Source organism: Gemmatimonadales bacterium (assembly GCA_036265815.1).
Taxonomy (GTDB): domain Bacteria; phylum Gemmatimonadota; class Gemmatimonadetes; order Gemmatimonadales; family GWC2-71-9; genus CAVVWJ01.
Map to the genome: position 1 here is coordinate 33,265 of DATAOI010000036.1, position 17,453 is coordinate 50,717.

At 68.8% G+C, this 17,453-nt stretch carries 13 protein-coding genes; 1 reads left to right on the forward strand and 12 read right to left on the reverse strand.

Annotated features, from left to right (window positions below):
• Positions 1-7: 7 nt before the first annotated feature.
• The 5 genes from VHR41_07500 to VHR41_07520 form a co-directional block, all read right to left on the reverse strand.
• Positions 8-991, reverse strand: coding sequence for an NAD-dependent epimerase/dehydratase family protein (locus tag VHR41_07500; GenBank protein ID HEX3234027.1), 984 nt, complete (start codon positions 989-991; stop codon positions 8-10).
• 10 nt (positions 992-1,001) lie between these two features.
• Entirely contained in the window at positions 1,002-1,841 is an 840-nt protein-coding gene (locus VHR41_07505) for a methyltransferase domain-containing protein (GenBank protein HEX3234028.1), read from the reverse strand.
• 16 nt (positions 1,842-1,857) lie between these two features.
• Positions 1,858-3,534, reverse strand: a complete 1,677-nt coding sequence (locus VHR41_07510) for a glycerol-3-phosphate dehydrogenase/oxidase (protein HEX3234029.1) — start codon at positions 3,532-3,534, stop codon at positions 1,858-1,860.
• Positions 3,531-4,376, reverse strand: coding sequence for a hypothetical protein (locus tag VHR41_07515; GenBank protein ID HEX3234030.1), 846 nt, complete (start codon positions 4,374-4,376; stop codon positions 3,531-3,533). The genes VHR41_07510 and VHR41_07515 overlap by 4 nt, the downstream gene beginning before the upstream one ends.
• Positions 4,377-4,506: 130 nt before the next feature.
• A complete protein-coding gene (locus VHR41_07520) occupies positions 4,507-4,923 on the reverse strand; it encodes a hypothetical protein (GenBank protein HEX3234031.1) in 417 nt (138 codons plus the stop codon).
• 231 nt (positions 4,924-5,154) lie between these two features.
• Here VHR41_07520 and VHR41_07525 point away from each other — a divergent pair, with 231 nt between their 5' ends.
• The gene (locus VHR41_07525) at positions 5,155-6,231 is read left to right on the forward strand and encodes a sugar-transfer associated ATP-grasp domain-containing protein (protein ID HEX3234032.1); all 1,077 of its coding nucleotides are present in this window, start codon (positions 5,155-5,157) and stop codon (positions 6,229-6,231) included.
• 10 nt (positions 6,232-6,241) lie between these two features.
• Here the strand turns inward: VHR41_07525 and VHR41_07530 are convergent, their stop codons facing one another.
• From VHR41_07530 to VHR41_07560, 7 genes are all read right to left on the reverse strand, one after another.
• Positions 6,242-7,840: an Ig-like domain-containing protein gene (locus tag VHR41_07530; GenBank protein ID HEX3234033.1), complete on the reverse strand. Its 1,599-nt coding sequence runs from the start codon at positions 7,838-7,840 to the stop codon at positions 6,242-6,244.
• Positions 7,837-9,396: an Ig-like domain-containing protein gene (locus VHR41_07535; protein ID HEX3234034.1), complete on the reverse strand. Its 1,560-nt coding sequence runs from the start codon at positions 9,394-9,396 to the stop codon at positions 7,837-7,839. The genes VHR41_07530 and VHR41_07535 overlap by 4 nt, the downstream gene beginning before the upstream one ends.
• Positions 9,393-10,817, reverse strand: coding sequence for a right-handed parallel beta-helix repeat-containing protein (locus tag VHR41_07540; GenBank protein HEX3234035.1), 1,425 nt, complete (start codon positions 10,815-10,817; stop codon positions 9,393-9,395). The genes VHR41_07535 and VHR41_07540 overlap by 4 nt, the downstream gene beginning before the upstream one ends.
• A 137-nt stretch (positions 10,818-10,954) precedes the next feature.
• Entirely contained in the window at positions 10,955-14,950 is a 3,996-nt protein-coding gene (locus tag VHR41_07545; GenBank protein HEX3234036.1) for a CHAT domain-containing tetratricopeptide repeat protein, read from the reverse strand.
• A gap of 85 nt (positions 14,951-15,035) precedes the next feature.
• Entirely contained in the window at positions 15,036-15,806 is a 771-nt protein-coding gene (locus VHR41_07550) for a sigma-70 family RNA polymerase sigma factor (GenBank protein ID HEX3234037.1), read from the reverse strand.
• Between the two features lie 161 nt (positions 15,807-15,967).
• Positions 15,968-16,900, reverse strand: a complete 933-nt coding sequence (locus tag VHR41_07555) for a DUF5996 family protein (protein HEX3234038.1) — start codon at positions 16,898-16,900, stop codon at positions 15,968-15,970.
• Positions 16,897-17,445: a hypothetical protein gene (locus VHR41_07560; protein ID HEX3234039.1), complete on the reverse strand. Its 549-nt coding sequence runs from the start codon at positions 17,443-17,445 to the stop codon at positions 16,897-16,899. Before VHR41_07560 ends, VHR41_07555 begins: the two co-directional genes overlap by 4 nt.
• Between the last annotated feature and the right edge of the window lie 8 nt (positions 17,446-17,453).

The window sequence follows — 17,453 nt, forward strand, 5'->3', positions numbered from 1 at the left end:
CCGAGAATCAGTGACCGGTACTGTGGCGGCCCTGCTGCATGGCCGCCCAGACCCGTTGGAAGCCCTCTCCGATCCCGACGGTAGGCGCGAAGCCGAAGTCGCGCCGCGCTCGGGCGGTGAGGAAGGCGTTCCGATTGGTGAAGAACGCAAGGGTGCGTCGGGAGATCGGGGGTGCTACGCCGACGATCCGGCCAGCAAGTTCCGCACCTAGGCCGGCGGCATACCCCACCGCCAGGGGCACCCGGATCCTGGCCCTGCCGCCCGTGACCTTCTCGGCCGCCGCGATGAGCTCCCGGGAGGTGAGATAGGCCGGCCCGGCCAGGATATAGGTGCGTCCGAAAGTCTCGGGCTTGAGCAGGATCCTCTCGACCCCGGCGACGTAGTCGTCGATGTAGATGGGATGCCGGTGGTTCCTCCCTCCGCCGAACATGATGAAGCGCCCGCGGGACACGGCACTGAGGATCCGCTCGGTCCGCGGGTCGCCCGGGCCGTAGACCCAGGCCGGCCGCACGATGGTGACCCCCATGGAGCCGGCATCCGCCAGGAAACCGCGCACCTCCACCTCTCCGGCCGCCTTGGTCTGCTCGTAGACGCTCTCGGGGGCGAGCGGGGCGTCCTCGTCTCCAGGCACGCTGGCCAGCGATCCGTGCACCCCGACGCTGCTGGTATGCACGAAGTGCTTGACTCCCGCATCGCGCGAGGCTTCGAGCAGGGGGCGGAGACTCTTGACGTTGGTCTCCCAGTACACACTTTCGGGCAGGTCTACCTGGAGGTGGGCGCTGGCCAGGTGGATGACGACGTCGGCACCGGCCAGCGCCGGGCGCCACTGCTCGGGCACCCTGATGTCGGCGGTGGCAACGGTCACCCCGGCCGGCGGCTGGTCCGCCAGCGGCGTCAGGTCCATCGCTACCACGTCCCAGCCACGCTGGCTCAGGTGCACCACCTGCGACCGGCCGATGAACCCCCGCGCCCCGGTGACGAGGACCTTCATCGCCGCCGACTCACTGCTTGGGCTTGCTGCCGACCACGGCCACGGCGTACCCGGTCGTGAACGGCGCCATCAACACGTCGAGCGACGAGACCGCGCGGCAGACCGGATAGATCAGGCTGTAGAGCTTGAGGGTCTTCTCGACTTTGCGCACCTGGTCGCCCGACGAGGGGGCGATGGGCCCATGCTCGGTGTTGCCCGCCGGCTGCTTGCGCCGGCTCAGCAGTTTGACGTAGGCGAGGTTGATCCCCAGCTCGATCATCTCGGTGGGAAACTGGGAGTAGCTGCCCGTGGCGCCTGCCCGGAACCCGGCCGACGCGAGCATCTGCCTCAGCTCGTCGATGGTATACCCTACCCGCACATGCCCATAGGTGTCCTTGGTCATACCGACCCGATCCTTGATCCGGACCGCCAGCTTGCCCAGGTCGCCATTGGGCGTGGTGATGATGGCGCGGCCACCCGGCCGCACGATGCGGAACAGCTCGCGGTTGAGCGGCGCCGTCTCGGTGAGATGCTCGTGCACGTCGATCACGATGACGGCGTCGAAGCTCGCGTCGGGGAAGTCGAGCCGCTCGGGCGTGCAGTGCACCACCGGCTCGCCCAGGAACCTCCGCATCTCCGGAATCGCTGCCGCCTCGCATTCCCCCCAGCTCCAGCGGCCGCCGGACCGGCGCAGGACATAGTTCATGGCGCCGTTGTTGTCACCGTTGGTGAGCAGCAGCAGCCGGTTGCCCGGGTCCACCGGCCCCAGCAGGCGCCTCAGCAGCGCCAGTTTCTGCTTCTTCTTCAGGGTCTTGTCGAACAGGCGGAGCTGCCAGGGGCGCTCGCGCTCCGGGGAAGTCGGGCTCTGCATCAGGCGCAATTTCCTCTCAGCTCGAAGTGATGGCCAACCCCTGCCGAAGCATGGCTTCGGTCCGTGCGATCTCGCTCTCCCGGCGCTCCGGGCTCCATTCCAGCACCGAGCCCATCAGCTCGGCGCAGCGCCGCAATGCTTCGGGGCCGGGGTAGCCGCCGGCAGACAGCTCGGTCCGGCGAAGCACGACGTCATCCAGCCGCTGCGCCATCTCCCGCTCGACCCCGAACACGATTTCGGCGCCGATCACCGGCGAGCCCGCCACCAGCTCGGCGCCCAGCGACGGGTCCGCGCGAACGTAGCCGAACAGCTCCCCGGCGATCGAGCCGTAGTTCTGCCGCAGGTGGTGCATGACGACGGTACTCACGCCCGCCGGCGCGGTCTCGCGGGCCGTGCCGTCCAGCTCCTCGATGTCGCCGCCGGGCAGCGGTCGCTCGGCTGGACGGCGGGGCGATTCGCCGGGACGGAGCCGACGCTCCACCAGGTCCACGGCCTCCTCGGCCGTGAGGCGCGCGGTGGTCCACTTGACGCCGACCGCGGAGAACAGGCTCACGGCTCCCTCGCCCGCGTGATCGTAGACCCGCGAGTGCTTCACCAGCTGGACCTCGTGCGGGCCGGCTCGCGGCACTTCGGGCAGGAGCCCGCCCAGCACGGCGAGCACGTCCTTTCGGGACAGCGCCGCGCTGGGACACGCGGCGTTGATCTCGCCGAGGAAGACCTCGATGTCGTCCTCGGTGATCCGGAAATCGTCCGGATCGCCCTGATAGAGCAGGTGTCGGGTGCCGATCAGGGAAAATTGCTTCCATGGCACCACGAAGAACAGGCGGGTGCCCTTGTTGAGCACGGCGTCGCTGTCGCGGAACTCGGTCGGGACGGTGAAACCGATGGCGTGGTCGCCGAAGAGCCGGCGGGTGACCAGGTTCATCCCTTTCGAGGGATGGAACCGCCTCACAGTGCGAGCGCCCGGGAGCGCTTGCAGCAGCCGGTCGGCCCACGGTCCCGCGGCGTTCAGGACCGTCCGCGCTCGGATCTCGAAGACATCGCCGCCTAGACGGTCACGTGCCCGCACTCCCTGCACCCGGCCGTCCCGGAGGAGGAGTCCGGTGGCCTCGACGTAGTTGGCGCAGACGGCGCCATGGTCCACCGCGGAGCGCAAGTACGCCAGCGCGAGCCGCTCGGTATTGGCGATCTGACAGTCGTACCAGATCGCGCCGCCGGTGAGCCCGCGCGCATCGAGATCCGGCACCATCGCACGGACTTCCTCTCGTCCGATCACCCGGCCGGGCGGGATCCGGCGATCCTCTCTCACGCCCGCGCTGCGGTCGAATCCGACCAGGTCGTTCAGCAGGAGCGCGGTGCGCATCACGGCCTTGCTGCCGAGACCATGGCCATGGGTCGGGATCACGAACGGGAGCGGCCGCACCAGGTGGGGCGCGGTGCGCAAAAGCATGGCGCGCTCGCGGATCGACTCGCGCATCCGGCGGAGGTCGCCATGCTGGAGATAACGAAGCCCGCCGTGGACGGTCTTGAGACTGTTGGACGAGGTCGCCGAGACGAAATCCCCCCGCTCCACCAGGCAGACCGCGAGTCCGCGGCGAGCGGCTTCGTGCGCGGCGCAAATACCGTAGATGCCGCCGCCGACCACGGCCAGATCGAACTCCGAGCGGGCGAGAGCGGCAGGATCCCTGATCACGCCCGCGACCGCCGGCGCTTCCGCCGCTGCATGGCTATCTGGTTCCGGACGAAGGGTCCCAGCCGCTCGAGCCGCCCGAATGGCATCAGCCGCGAAGCCGAGTCGCGGAGCGCCGCCTTGATCCCTTCGGCGGGGGAAGTGAGATCGACGGCGCCGTCGAGGCGGAATCCGAAGCTTCCGGCCCGGCCGGTCTGGCGGGGGAAGGGCAGCGGGTCGGTCCCCGGGAGCACCCGAATGCCCTGCTGCTCCGCCTGCTGGAAGTGGCGGGGCTTGGTCCAGAAGAAGGGCCGGCCGGCGCCGTCGCCGAGGAAGAAGCCGTCGCCCGGGCGGGCCCCGGCAGTCAGCTCGGTCAGCAGCTTTCCGCGCCCGAACAGCCACTTCCCGGCGCCCCAGGGGATCACCCGGAGCGCGCCCAGCCGTGCCCCTTCCGCCAGGACGTCCTCGATCGGCCAGCCATCGGGAACGAGCGACCTGGTACCCAGCAACAGTACCTCCAGGCCTTCGCGCGCGACCACCTGGCGACCCGCTACGAGCAGGAGGCGACGGCCGCCGCTGGCGACCGCGAGGGCGGCCGGGTCGGGCGAGGACTCGATGCTCCAGGTGGTGGGGCGAGGGCGGTCCGCCCCTGGCGAGCCGGCGGCCATCCCGGCCAGCCGCCCGAACCAGTCGGCGCCTTCGGATTCGGTCAGCATCAACACGCACTGTCCCGGCTCCCAGCCGTGCTCCCGCGCCGCCTGCTCGAAGTTGCGGTGAGCCCGCTCGAAGAAGGCGTCGAGCGGGAAGCAGTCGTGCAGGTGGACGTGGGCGTCGATCAGAAGAGCGGGCTGCTTGGGTTCAGTCACGCCGGATCGGATTCCGATGCGTTCGGAGTGGGAGGATCGCCAGTGTTGTCAGCAGGAGGGGGAAACTTAAGACCGGCTGGACCCAGGGTCTAGCCGGTCTCTGGTGGGGGCAGTGGACGGTCCTGGTGCATCAGGATCGCCGCGTGCCCGCCGGAACTTGGCCCGCCATGACGGCCAGCATCCTGCGATCCTGCTCCACCCGCTTCTGGAGCAGTGCCAGCAGCTCCTGCTCCAGGTTCACGAACCCCTCGAAGGCGGCCCGAATGCCGGGGGACGCCATCGCCTTGGGATCATGCCTGCCCATCGGCAGGTCGCGGTAGCCGGCCATCTGCCCGGCGGTCGTTCGGAGCTGCGTGGCCATCTGCCGGTAGTTGCTTGCCAGCCCGTGATATGCCTCGCGCTCCCGCCTGGAGTTCTCGTCGGTCAGGTCGAGCGTCTCCAGGTGGAGCTCGAGGTTCTCGGCCATTGCCGCGGTCCACTCTCCCATCTTGGCGGGGAGGATGGAATGCTCGGCCAGGCCTTTTCCGCAGGTTTGTTGGGTGTCCATGGGCGACTCCTCCGTATATTCACTCAGGCATATATTCACTCGACCGCGTGCGCTCCAGACCGCTCGAACCAGTCGGTCGGCGCCCTGTGAGTGACACTAATCGAGAGGGCGCGTGTGACGCCAGGACGTTCCGCACCGGCTCCGCACCGACTGCCTGCGAGACTCGGGAGATGGCGGCAGCGGCTCGTCCGGCACGCCAAAGGCGTCGCGAGCGCCTGGCGGGATTCCGGTGTGCTTGCGCGGGAGCAGGGGCTCAGCCGATTCGGCATGCTCGGCGAGGCCGCCGTGCTCGCCTTCAAGGGCCGCATGAGCGTCGACACCTACTTTCACTACCGGCTCTTCGATCCCACCCTCACGTCCGACGCGAAGCGACGCTACCTCTCGGAGGCACCCCGGGCAAACGACCGGCTCTGGTCAGCCCTCACCCCCGTTCGTTACCGCTTCCTGTACGAGAACAAGCTGATCTTCAACCGCTACTTCGCTTCCGCCGGCCTGCCCCTGGCCAGGATCTACGGCGTGTTCGATCCTCTCGCGAGACGGACCGCGGGGGGCGAGACTCTCCGAAACGCGGCGGAGCTGGCCGGTTTCCTCCGGGGCCGCCGCGCGGATGGCTTCGTCTTCAAGCCGACCGAGGGCATCCATGGCCTCTCGATCCTGGTGCTCAGAGGCGCGGCGCCAGACGACCCGGACACCTTTCTGACGCTCGCCGGCGAGCGGTACGACGCTGCCGCATTGGTCGCGGTGGCCCGCGACACCGCCGCGCTCAAACTCCAGAATCCCGAGGCCGACGCCTCTTCCTTCCTGGTGGAGGAGCGGATTCGTCCGCACCCCGAGCTGGCGGAGCTCATCGGGCCCACGCTCTGCTCAGTCCGAGTCGTGACCGTCGTGGCCCTGGACGGGAGCCCGAAGATCGTGGGGTCGGTCTACAAGCTTCAACCCAAGCCGGTGGGGGTGGACCACCTGCTGTATGGGGCGTTGGGATGCTGGGTGGATCCGGACACCGGTGCTCTCGGTCCGGGTCGGAACCGTGACAGCTGCGAGTACACGTCGCTGATCCCGGGAACGGATCGTTCGTTCGTCGGATATCGGCTTCCCTGCTGGAATGAGGTGAAGGAGGTGGCGCTGCGGGCGGCGGCGGCGTTTCCGTGGGCCCGGGGGATTGGATGGGACATCGGGATTTCCGACCGCGGGCCGGTGATCATCGAGGGCAACCCACGCTGGTCGCCCTCGCTGATCCAGCTGCCGGCCCCGCGCGGGCTGATGGACGGGGAGCTGGAGGCGGTGCTCCGGACCAGTCGCAACAGATAGGACGACGGAGTCAGGGTCCGGTGCCGTCCAGAATCCGACAATTCTCCTCGCTGCGGCCGGGAGGCAACAGGTCTTCTGGCCACGTGCCCCAGAGAGACCAGTGATTGCATCCATCCGTCCAGCTCTGGGGATCGGCCCCGGGAACGATGGGGCCTTTGAGCGTCGTCGCGTAGAAGTGACCGGCCTCGTCCCGGTACGTGAGCCGGGCCGTTGCCTCCCCTCCACTGGAGCGAAGCCCCTCCGTGTAAGAATAGGGCCAGACCGCCGCAACATAGTGCCCGAACCGCTCGGGAAAGAGCGGAACATCCTTGCCCGGGGGAACGCTCAGGAACCGTGCGGTGAGATTCCACCAGGAGTTCCCATAGGTGAGGCCTGGAATCGTGAGCATCTGGAAGCCGACGATCTCGAGCCCGCTCTCTCCCGGGGCATCCGCGACGACGAGCTGGGGGGCATAGTTCCAAAAGGCCGAACCCAACGGGTTCTCGAACTCGATGACCGTGAAGGAGCGCACGACGATGCGCGGCTGGGAATCCGGGGCGGCAAACGTCAGTGTCAGGGGCGCCGACGTTCCGCTGTTTCCGGACTCGTCGGCTACCGTCATTCGGACGGTGTAGGTGCCGGGGTGGGGCTGCCGCAGCAAGTGAAAGTTGGAAGCCGAGGGGAGGATGTACCTCATGTCGAGATACCCCGCTGAGCCCCAGTTCGACCGCCCGAAGCGCACCCGGAGTGGCGCATCGCCGCTTCGGTCATCGAACTCCCACTCGATATCGGCGATCTCGCGATCCTCCGTGATGGCTGCCCGGAAACTGGGGTACTCGAAGGCTTCGGAGTCGCCGGCCACCGGCCTCAGGATGGTCACCAGGGGCGCCGTGACGTCCGGCGGCAGCGTGTCGGTGGTGAACCTGCTCGTCAGGAGCGCGCCGAGTGCCTGGCCATCGCGATCCCGGGCCGCGGTGCCGACCTGCAGCACGTAGGTCGTGCCCACTGCGAGCGGATCTGCCGGGACAAAGGTGACCTGGAGGATGTCCCCCGTGTTGGCCGGAATCACCACAGTGCCGGGCACCGGGCTGCCACCGTCGGTCAGGGTCACCGCGTCGATCAGGCTGGCACTGTCCATCGGCTCGCTGAAGACCACGGTGATCGCCGGATTGAGCGACACGTCTCGCTTGTTGCTGGGCGGGTTGGTCCGCACCACGCTAGGTGAGACGTTCAGATTGACGAGGATGCGGTATGATGACGAGAGGGCGGTCTCGCTGCGGACCAGGACACCCAGGGTATCGCCCGCGGCCGCAGTCACCCCGACCGGATCGAAGCCGCCATCCACCACGGGGACGGTGACGCCACTGCTGGTGCGCGGATCGGCGATGGTCGCCGCGGTGGCCCCGGGGATCTTCCCGGGCGACAGGGAGACGTAGACCAGGGACGTCCCGGCGGTCGCCGACGTGGACGAGAGCCTCGCGCGGGAGGCCGACATGGCAGGGCCCGGCACCGGATTCGACACCACGAACGGCGTCGGCGGAAGCAAACCTCCGGAATCTCGGGGCCCCGCTCCGTCCGAGCAGCCGAGGGTCATGCCAGCCAGCGCAATTGCCACGACGACCCGCATCATCGGGAATCCTCGCTCCAGCCGCAGCCCGACAGGTCGCCTGGCTCCATGCCTTCCCATGACCAGTGATAGGCGCAGGCGCCCGTGAACGTCGTAGGCCAGTCTCCCGGCACGACGTCGCCCTTGACCGTCATCGTGTAGAAGTGACCGATCTCATCACGGTACGTGAGACGGGCAGTCGCTTCGCCTCCGCTCGAGCGACCCCCGGTGCCGAATGCTGGTTCGGGTTCGCCGTACCAGTCCTTGGGAAAGAGCGGGGTATCCTGGCCCGGCGGAACGCTCAGGAGGAAGGCGGTGAGTTTCCAGGGCGTGGACCAGGATGGTCGGGTCAATCCGGGAATCGTGAGCATCTCGAAGCCGACGATCCTGAGTCCGCTCTGCCCCGGAGCATCCGCGACGACGAGCTGCGGGGTGTAGATCCACCCGGCCCAATTCGGATCATAGAACTCCACGACCGAGAACGAGCGCACCACGAGCCGCGGCTGTGAATCCGGAGCCACAAACGTCATTGTGAATGGTGCCGACGATCCGATGTTCCCCGCGAAGTCCATCGCCGTCAATCGAACGTTGTAGATACCGGGGTGAAGCGACAAGTTGTTGTCGCTGTGGTCCGCAAGGACGTACCAATTGTCGAGGTGGTCAGACCAGTCGTTCGACCCCGAGTTCCACCCATAGGTGGGATTGCCGCTTCCGTCATCGAGCTCCCAGGTGACATCGACGATCTTGCGATCGTCATCGATCACTGCCCGGAAGGCAGGGTAATCGACAGCTTCCGAATCGATCCCTACCGGAGGGACAATTCTGACCAGGGGCGCGGTGACATCCGGCGCCAGCGAATCGGTGGTAAACTCGGCGGTCACCGGCGCAGTGAGCCCCTGCCCATCCCGATCTTGAGCCGTGGTCCCGACCTGGAGCACGTAGGTGGTGAGTGGGGCCAGCGGGGCCGCCGGGATGAGGGTGACCTGCAGGATGTCGCCGCCGTTCGGCGGAATCACCACGGCTCCCGGCACCGGGTTGAGACCATCGGTCAAACTCAGTGCCCCGATCACACTCGCGCTGTCCATCGGTTCGCTGAAGACCACCGTGATCGCCGGATTGAGCGACACGTCGCGCTTGTTGTTTGGCGGGTTGGTCCGCACCACAGTGGGTGAGACGTTCAGGTTGACCAGAATCCGGTACGTTGCCGAGAGGGCAGGCCCGCTGTGGATCAGAACGTCCAGGGTATCCCCGGCGGCCGCGGTCACCCCGACTGGATCGAAGCCGCCGCTCACCACCGGGACGGTCGCGCCGCTGTTGATCCGGGGATTGACGATGGTCGCGAGACTGGCCCCAGGAATCTTCCCGGGTGCGAGGGAGACGTAGGCCAGGGATGTCCCGGCGGTCGCCGAGGTGGACGCCGAGAGTCTCGCGCCCGAGGCCGACACGGCAGGGCCCGGCACTGGATTCGACACCACGAACGGCGTCGGCGGCAGCGGCGTACCGCTGTCGGAGAGTCCCTCGCCCTCAGAGCAGGCGAGGGTCAGGCCGGCTAGTGCAGTGCCCAGGACGACGAATCTCATAATTGCCTCGCGGGGCAGCTCTCCGGGTCATAGAACGCGCGAGTTCTGTGCCCGATCTCGCGTCCGTTCACCAGCAGCGTGTTCCCGAATCCCGGCGGGTTGCTGAACCACGCGTCGCTGAATCGCCAGTCTCCGCTGAGCGTCAGCTTGTACGTCGAATTGAGCAGGTAAGGATCTCCGCCGGCGCCCAGATTGGTGTAGTGTCGGCTGAACCCCACGAGCAGATCCGCCTGGCAGCTTTCCCTCACGACGTTGCCGCTGGTCGTCACCTCGATGTCACCCCGGAGCCTCGTGTCGGGCTGGGGGAACAGGGCGTCGATCATCAGTCCGAAGTTGTTGTTCACCAGCAGATTGTCGCGAATCTTGATGTGGCTCGAACCGGGGACATTCGGCGCACCGAGGCCGACAGCCCCAACCCGGATGCCGGCGCTGATCGGCTGCTGCCGGACGTTGCGAACCTCGTTGTCGATGATATCGACGAAGACCTTGGAGAAACCGGGGCCGTCCGGCTCGGCGTCGATGGCGGGGCTGGTAAAGATCCCGTGCGTGCCCCCGGCCACAATCTTGTTGCCTTCGGCACGGTAAACGCCGGGCCCCGCGAGACACATGGCGCACTGCCCTCCCTCGCTGATGTGGTTCGTTTCGACGATGGCGTTGCTTCCGCGGAGGTCTATCGTCTCGAAGAAGCCCTCGAGCCGGTTGCCCCGAATGGTGAGACCTGTCACCGTGAACGAGATCACGCCGGTCCCCGCGGTCTCCGTGCCCGGCGCCTGCCCCGACTGAAAGGCGAAGCCCTGCACCGTGAGCCCATTGCCGTCGCCATACGCCGCGAAGATCGCGGGGAAGCCCACCAGATCCGACAGCGGCTCGATTGGTGCGAGCGTCGTCGCCCGACCAGTCGTGCTGGTACCCGTGGCTCGTCCACTGGCATCCAGGCGCATCACCAGCGCACCCCGGAGCGTGATGGCCGGCACGTCCACCTCGAACGGGAAACGCTCGAGACTCTCGTCGGTGTTGGCCAGGTCATCGGTTCCCCGATACACCCCGGCGGCAACGGTGATGGTGATGCGACACGCGGCCGAGGCCAGCTCGCCCCGTGCCTTCCGGCCGTCCCGCGCCACGGTGAGAGCGTCTCCGATCCGGCGGAAGTGCGCGCCGTCCTTCGGCTGATCGCTCGCGTGGGATACCGCGAGGCTGGTGAGGTAGTCGCCGTGACCGAGATGAGTCGCGAGCTGGGACGGGGAGACGGTGATGATCCCGCCGCTGTGGCACACGGACAGCCGATCGGAGGACGTCTCGGTCAGAGACACCTTGGCCTGGTCCGGCGCGGTCGGCGCGTCGTCGGAGCACGAGGCAAGCAAAGCGATGATGCTCAGGCCGCCGAGCAGAGCGGCCGACGAACGTTGCAGGCGAGGACGCATGGTCTCGTGCCCTCAGGCAGGTGTGGACTCGAGCGCGAATGGCCGGCCGGTATACCCCAGCGACTCGCATGACTGCTCATTGGATCGCGGACCATGAGTAGTACGGGCAGCGGGCGCCCGGTTGCTCAGCGCCCGAGTCAGCGCCCGCCGATCAGCTCGAATCCGGCCCAGTAATAGGGGCTCGCCGTCGCCGGGACCGACAACAGCGCACGCTGCGCCGCGGCCAGCGCCCGGCCCGGATCTGACCCTATCACGTATCCCTGGTAAAACCGCTCCATGAGCGCGGCGCTGGCTCGGTCCTGGACCGGCCAGAGCGTCGCCATCACCCGCGCCGTCCCGGCCGAGAGGAACGCGCGCGCCAGCCCCACCCAGTCGTCGCCGGCCGGCACGTCGGTGAGCGCGCCGGAGCCAAGTCCGGTCTGGCAGGCCGACAGCACCACCAGATCGGCCGCGAGCCGCAGACCGAAGACCTCGTGGACCTCGAGCCGGCCGTCGTCGGCTCCCTCGGGTGCCAGTGCGACAAAGGAGAACAGCGGGTTCTGCTTGTTGAGCACGCCGTAGGTCGCGAGATGAATGACCCGGCGGGTGGGTGCTTCGCGCAGGAAGGCGGCCTCTGTCGCGGCATTCCCGACGACGACTCGCGCCTCCTTCCCTCCGAGCCGCCCGATGGCCGCCACTTCCTGGCGGGAGGCGGGCAGGGCGTCCGGTCGGGGTGCAAAGGCGAGGAGGCCGCTGGTGGCCTTCCCCGGGGCGCGGGCACCGAGGGCGAGCCACACGGATGCCGAAGGCGCCGCCATGAGCTGGAATCGCTCTATCAGGAAGTGTCCGTGGCCGTCCAGCAGCGCGGCGAACGGCAGGTAGTGCAGCTCGGCGTGGGGCACGATGACGAGTCGGGTCTTGCCGTCGAGGAGCCCGGAGGCCTCGATCGGTGCGACGAGATCGCGATAGAGCTGGCGCAGCGGAGCGCGCCAGAGCGAATCGAGACCCGGCGACCCCCGCGGCTGCAACGATCCTCGCACGAAGTCGATCAAGCCGGCGAGCTCAGGGCGGCCCACCCCGAGCTGCAAGGCCACCGTGGTGTCGCGACTGATGACGAAAGCCAGCGAGCTCGCGTCGCTCACCAGGTATTCGATCAAGACCCCGTCCGCCGGAAGCTGCCGGGCGACGTCGCGCCAGGTCGCGGTCTCACGCGACAGGAGCGCCGCGTGCCGCGGGGCCCGCTCGCGAATCTCCAGCAGCAGCTCGGCATAGGATTCCTGCGCGCTGAGCAGCGCTTCGCGTGTGACCGCACCCCCGCGTGACACGTCGGGGCCGCGGAACGGCTGGTTGCCCGCGGGAGCTCCCTCCATCAGGCTGGTGAGCTCGTCGATGCGGTGGCGGAGATCCTGCTCCCTCACCACCAGTGCCATCGCCGTGTCCCGAGGCACCGCGACCCGCCCTTGCGCCAGAAGCTCCCGCATCTCGTTCGCCCGGATACGCTCGCTCACCTCGAACGCGGCAGCGACACGCCCCCTGGCGCGCTCCAGCAGCGCGAGCTGGACGTACACGTCCCACTTATCGGTGAGAAACCCCGAGCGTCGCTCCGCCAGCGTGAGCGAGCGGCCGGTGCGCTCGATGGCGGCGATGCCGGCTCGCAGCTCCTGAGCCGCCTCGTCCGTCGCGCCCCGGTCGCGCAGGGTCGTGCCCAAACCCGCGTGCAGCCGCCAGGTCACCTCGGGTGCCACCCGATCGCCCACGCCGGCAATCGCTGCGCGAAAGAGCGACTCGGCCGCGGCGGGGAAGCCAGCAGCCGCCTCGAGCGAGGCCCGCTTGCCCACCGCCTCGGCGGCCGCGACCGGATCGCCCAGCCGCGCCAGCTGCCTGCCCGCGCGGGCGAGCTGTTGCCGCGCACCGGTGGTATCACCCCGACGGAGGGAGAGATCGCCGAGCACCATGCGGGTCAGCGACGCGGCGCGGCGGTTTCCGGTGGCGAGCTCGATGCGGAGCGCCCGATTGAGCAGGGGCTCCGCGGCCGCCGGCTTGTCAAGGTCGAGCAGCAGCATCCCCCGGCCCTCCTGCGCCTCGGCTTCGCCCACCCGATCACCGGCCCGCCGGAAGAGCAGCTCCGCGCTGGCATAGAGCCGCTCGGCCTCCTGCCGGGTGTTGAGCTGGGCCGCCAGATCGGCGCGGGCGAGCGCGATGCCCGCCTGAACGCCGGCCTCCGCGCCGGTGGAGTCGGCGAGACGCCGCGCCTCCCGCAATTCGTCCAGCGCACTCTGCAGCTCACCCTCGGCGGCGAGCGCACCGGCCATCTCTTGTCGCACCGCGAAGGCGTCCGCCACGGGGCCGGTACGGTCGTAGATGGCGAGCGCCGCCTGCAGATCGATCCGAGCCGCGGGATAGTCTCCCCGACGCAACTCGAGCTCTCCCAGCCCCCGCAGGGCGTCGGCCATGTCGGCCCACTGCTTCCGTTCGCGCCAGGTCGCCAACGCGTCGCGGTAGAGGGTCGCGCCACGGGCAAAATCACCGGCCAGGCTGGCGAGCCCGGCAAGGTTGACCAGGTTGGTCGCGGCGACCTCCGCGCGGCCGTCCCGCCGATTGATCGCCAGCGCAGCCTCGAGCTGGCGGCGGGCCTCGTCGAGGTCGCCGGCGTCACGCGCCAGCCCGGCGAGATTGTTGTAATCGGAGGCGAGGCCGCGGGAATCGCCGATGCGGGTCCGCAACGCGATCGCCCGCGCGTAGGACTGGCGGGCACCCTCAACGTCGTCCCGGCTCTCGCTCACCCCCGCCAGCTCGGAGAGGGCATTGGCCTCGACCCGCATGTCGCCCAGCGCCACGGCCAGCAGCCGGGAACGCTCGAGATAGACCGCGGCGCTATCCGGGCTGGCATCACGGGAAAGGCCGGCGCCGATGTTTCCCAATGTCGCCGCCATCGAGGCGCTGTCGTCGATGGCGGCGGCCCCAGCCAGGGCACGCCGCCAGATCCCGATCGCAGCTGCCGCGCCATCGCGACCGAACGCCGTGACGCCTGCCCGGCGCAGGCTGTCGGCCCGGACCTTGGCGGCGCGGCGCGGCGTGGGCCAGCCGGTGAAGCGGGCCACCTCACGGACCAGGAACTCATCATGCCAGGCGGCGGCGTAGGCCGCGGCCAGCCGGCGGGCGAGCACGAGCTCTGCTTCACGCACCGCCGGCTGGCCGTGGACCGAGCTCGCGAGCGTCTCGGTCAGCGCCTCACGCACCTCGAGCGGCCGCGCCCGAACCTCGAGCACCAGGGCGGAGTCCGACAGGGTCGGCGCGAGGCGACGGAGTGAGTCCCGCGGCGGCGGCAGGGTGATGCGGGCGGGCAGAGATGCCGAGGGGCGGAGCGTATCGTTGGACTCCGCCGCCGGCCTGACCTGGAACTCGATCAGGTCCGACGAGGTCCAGCGATCCCACCCATTGCGGGCCTCGACCCTCCACAGATACAACCGTCCCGGAGCGAGCACGACCGAATCGGGAAGCGCCATCACCGTGTCCGCCACCTGGGTCTCGTACAGCGATTTCCCCGAGGCGTCGAACAGCCTCACGCGATAGCGCTCCGCACCGGGCACCGCGGTCCAGCTGAGCTGGGTGGCTGCCGGGACCTCACCGATCGGCGACAGGGGCGTCGGCGCCGCCGAGGCCGTGATGGTAGGCCCGCGGTGCAGATCGGTGTCATGACCCCCGCGGTCCGGCCGGACCAGGACCAGCACCGCTGCCGCGGCGGCGATGAGGCCGGCCCCGGCGAGAAACCTCCGTCGTGCTCCCGGCCGATCGCGCAGCCGCTCGAGCGACCGCACCTCGGCCGCCACGCCGGGATCCGCCAGCACCTCGATCAGCGAAGCGAGCTGGCGGCGACAGCGTCCGCACCCGGCAAGATGGAGGATGTCAGCCTCCCGCTCGCTGGGGAGGGCGACACCATCGACGAATCGGGCCAGCGCGATCTCGTCCAGATCGCCTGCGAGGTCGGTTCCCACTACAGCCTGAATCCCCTGCACCACGCGGCGGAGGTTGGCCACCCGGTCCCGGCACGACGCGCACCCGCCCAGGTGTCGAGCGGTGACGCCATCCGGCACGGAGTCATCGGCCAGCGCGAACAGGAGGATTTCCGCTTCCGAGGGACAGGTCAGTGGCACGAGCGGCCGTCCGGAGAAGTGGCGTGGCCGGGATTGGCCACACGGTTGCGTGGTAGGGTACGGACCGAACTGCCGGAATTGCTCATCAGAGGTCGCCGGGACCGATGCCCTCGAGCTCGAGCCGGGTCCGCAGCGCAGCGAGCGCGCGATACACCCGGTTGTAGACGGTCTTGGGGCCGGGCCAGCCAACCGCACGGGCGACGTCGGCAGCGGAAAGTCGTTCGACGACGAACAACTCCACGGCGAGCCGTACGTCCGGCGGGTGCGATGCCAGCGCCTCGGCAAGCCTTTGGACCGCCTCCGCCGTCTCCACCGGGTCCAGCTCGGGCACGGCTACCTCGATGGCCGACGGGTCGGACACCGGGTGCCGCGACGGAGCGCTGTCGGGGCACGGCGCGGTCCGAGCAAGGGAACGGACCTCCTGGAGAAATTCATGAAACGGCATCGACGATCCGGTGCGAGCGCGGATCAGCTCGTAGGCCTCGACGTGCGAATGGCCCCCGATGCAGACGGCCGCGTAGATCTCCTGCTGCAGCGGGGAGAGGGTCGACGGCACGGTGAGGCGGCGACGACCATCGCGCTGGCGGAGCCAGTCGATGGTGAGGTTGCGTACCACGATGACCAGCCAGGTGGCGACGCTGGCGGGTCGGGCGGATCGATCGGAGTAGCGCTTGAGGCGAGCGAAATCGTTGGCGGAGAGAGCCTGACAGGCCATGGAGAACACGTCCATGACATCGTCATGGTCCGGGACCAGGCGCCTGATGGTCGCAAGCATCAGCCGCCGATAGCGGTCGGCGAACAGGTCCCAGGCGGCTTGAGGGTCGCCCGCGTCGAACTTGGCAAGCCAAGGCTCCACCGGGACTCCAGCTACGCCGGGAGGACGGCTGGCGGATAGAGGCAGGCGCTTGAGGAGGTACCGCCAGTTGATTGAGCAGGATGGGGAAAGCTACGCCCGGGGCGGCGAGTGGTCTAGAAGGGGGGAGCAGCCCCCAAGGGGCACGGCTGCCCGTGGCATGGCTACTTCGTGGTCCGCTCCAGTGCCGGGCGATCCCATCCCGCGAGCCCGGCAGCCGCCTCGTAGGTGTCCTGCAGAAACTCCAGCAGCGCCGTCTCCGGCGAGGGCGCCTGCCGGACCGCCTCGTACGGCAGCACGAACTCGCCGAGCGTGGAATGGTACTCCGCCCCGGCCGGCCCAATCGCGGCCCGCTTGAAGCCCTCCGGCTCGGGATACGCGTAGGCGTAGAAGACCGGCTCGGGCAGCGCCTCCCCGCCCGGCCAGAACCCGCAGCTGCTGACCTCGTGGGAGTAGGCTTCCCTAGCTACCCAGTCCGGTAGGTTGGGGACGCCGCCCGGGTGCGGCGGTGCCCGGCGGCCGGAGAACCGGGTCACCGCGAGGTCGAAGCCGCCCCAGAAGAAGTGCACCGGACTGGACTTGCCGAGGAAGCGCGAGCGGAAGGTGCGGAGGATACGGTCGGCCTGAACCAGGGCGCGCCAGAAGCGGGTGACCCGCTCCGCGTCGTACGCCGCATGCACTCGGTCCTGCTCGAACGGAATGGCATCCGGAATCTCGTTGGGGATGGTTCGGATCTTGATGTCGAGGCCAAGCGCCTTCAGGCGGGCGAACAGCTCCTGGTAGAAATCGGCCACGCTACGTGGCGCCAGCTCGAGCAGCTCGACCTGTCCGTCCGTGGTCTCGATGGCGAGCCGGTGATCCAGGAAATCGAATCTGATCTCGAAGCTGCGAGCGCCATAGGGGACCGGCGACGTCGTGAGCCCTCGCGCCGTCACGTACAGGGGCACGTGCCACGAATGGTTGACCCACGGCGTCTGGACCAGGCGGACCTTGCCAACGATCTGGGTCCACAGGTGCAGCGTGGCCAGGGTCTCCTTCCATTCTCCATAGGGTATCGAGGGCCAGGCCCGATGGCCGGCCTGTCTCGATCCGCTCACGGCACCCGCTCCTCCCTGGCGACCCACGACGCCGGCAGCTTGTTGTCCGGCCGCTCATCGTCCCACACCGCCGAGCTGATCCACCAGCGGCTGCCGTCCCAATAGAGCAGCAGGTAGTTCACTCCGCGACCCAGCAGCGGCCCGGCAGTGGCCCGCCGGGTCTCGTACGCGCTGCGAACCTGGGCGACGTGGCCGAACCGCTCGATCCGGTGACCGATCTCCATCTCGAAGAAGCCCTGCTCCACGAACTCGCGGTCCGTGGCTCGGCGGAACTGCTCGGGAGTCATGATGTCGGGCGCGGGCTTGCCATCGCGCTCCTTCATGGCGACGAAGGTGGCGCCGGGCATGTAGAGGGTGCTGTCTCGCCGCCACTGGCGGGGAGTGCCCGCGGGCCCGTTGATCACGTCGTAATAGGCGTGGACGATGCCGTCGATCGTGCCGACGTCGGCGGGGTCGGCGCGGGGCATTTGCCCCCAGACGTGTACAGGCCAGGAGAGGGCGGAGATGAACCAGAGCGAAGCGAGAGCACGGGTGAGCGTTGGCATGCCGCATC

What these genes read in the sequence shown, in the direction of transcription:
- VHR41_07500 (HEX3234027.1), bottom strand. Translation starts at nt 991, where the DNA reads ATGAAGGTCCTCGTCACCGGGGCGCGGGGGTTCATCGGCCGGTCGCAG.
- VHR41_07505 (HEX3234028.1), bottom strand. Translation starts at nt 1,841, where the DNA reads ATGCAGAGCCCGACTTCCCCGGAGCGCGAGCGCCCCTGGCAGCTCCGC.
- VHR41_07520 (HEX3234031.1), bottom strand. Translation starts at nt 4,923, where the DNA reads ATGGACACCCAACAAACCTGCGGAAAAGGCCTGGCCGAGCATTCCATC.
- VHR41_07530 (HEX3234033.1), bottom strand. Translation starts at nt 7,840, where the DNA reads ATGATGCGGGTCGTCGTGGCAATTGCGCTGGCTGGCATGACCCTCGGC.
- VHR41_07535 (HEX3234034.1), bottom strand. Translation starts at nt 9,396, where the DNA reads ATGAGATTCGTCGTCCTGGGCACTGCACTAGCCGGCCTGACCCTCGCC.
- VHR41_07540 (HEX3234035.1), bottom strand. Translation starts at nt 10,817, where the DNA reads ATGCGTCCTCGCCTGCAACGTTCGTCGGCCGCTCTGCTCGGCGGCCTG.
- VHR41_07560 (HEX3234039.1), bottom strand. Translation starts at nt 17,445, where the DNA reads ATGCCAACGCTCACCCGTGCTCTCGCTTCGCTCTGGTTCATCTCCGCC.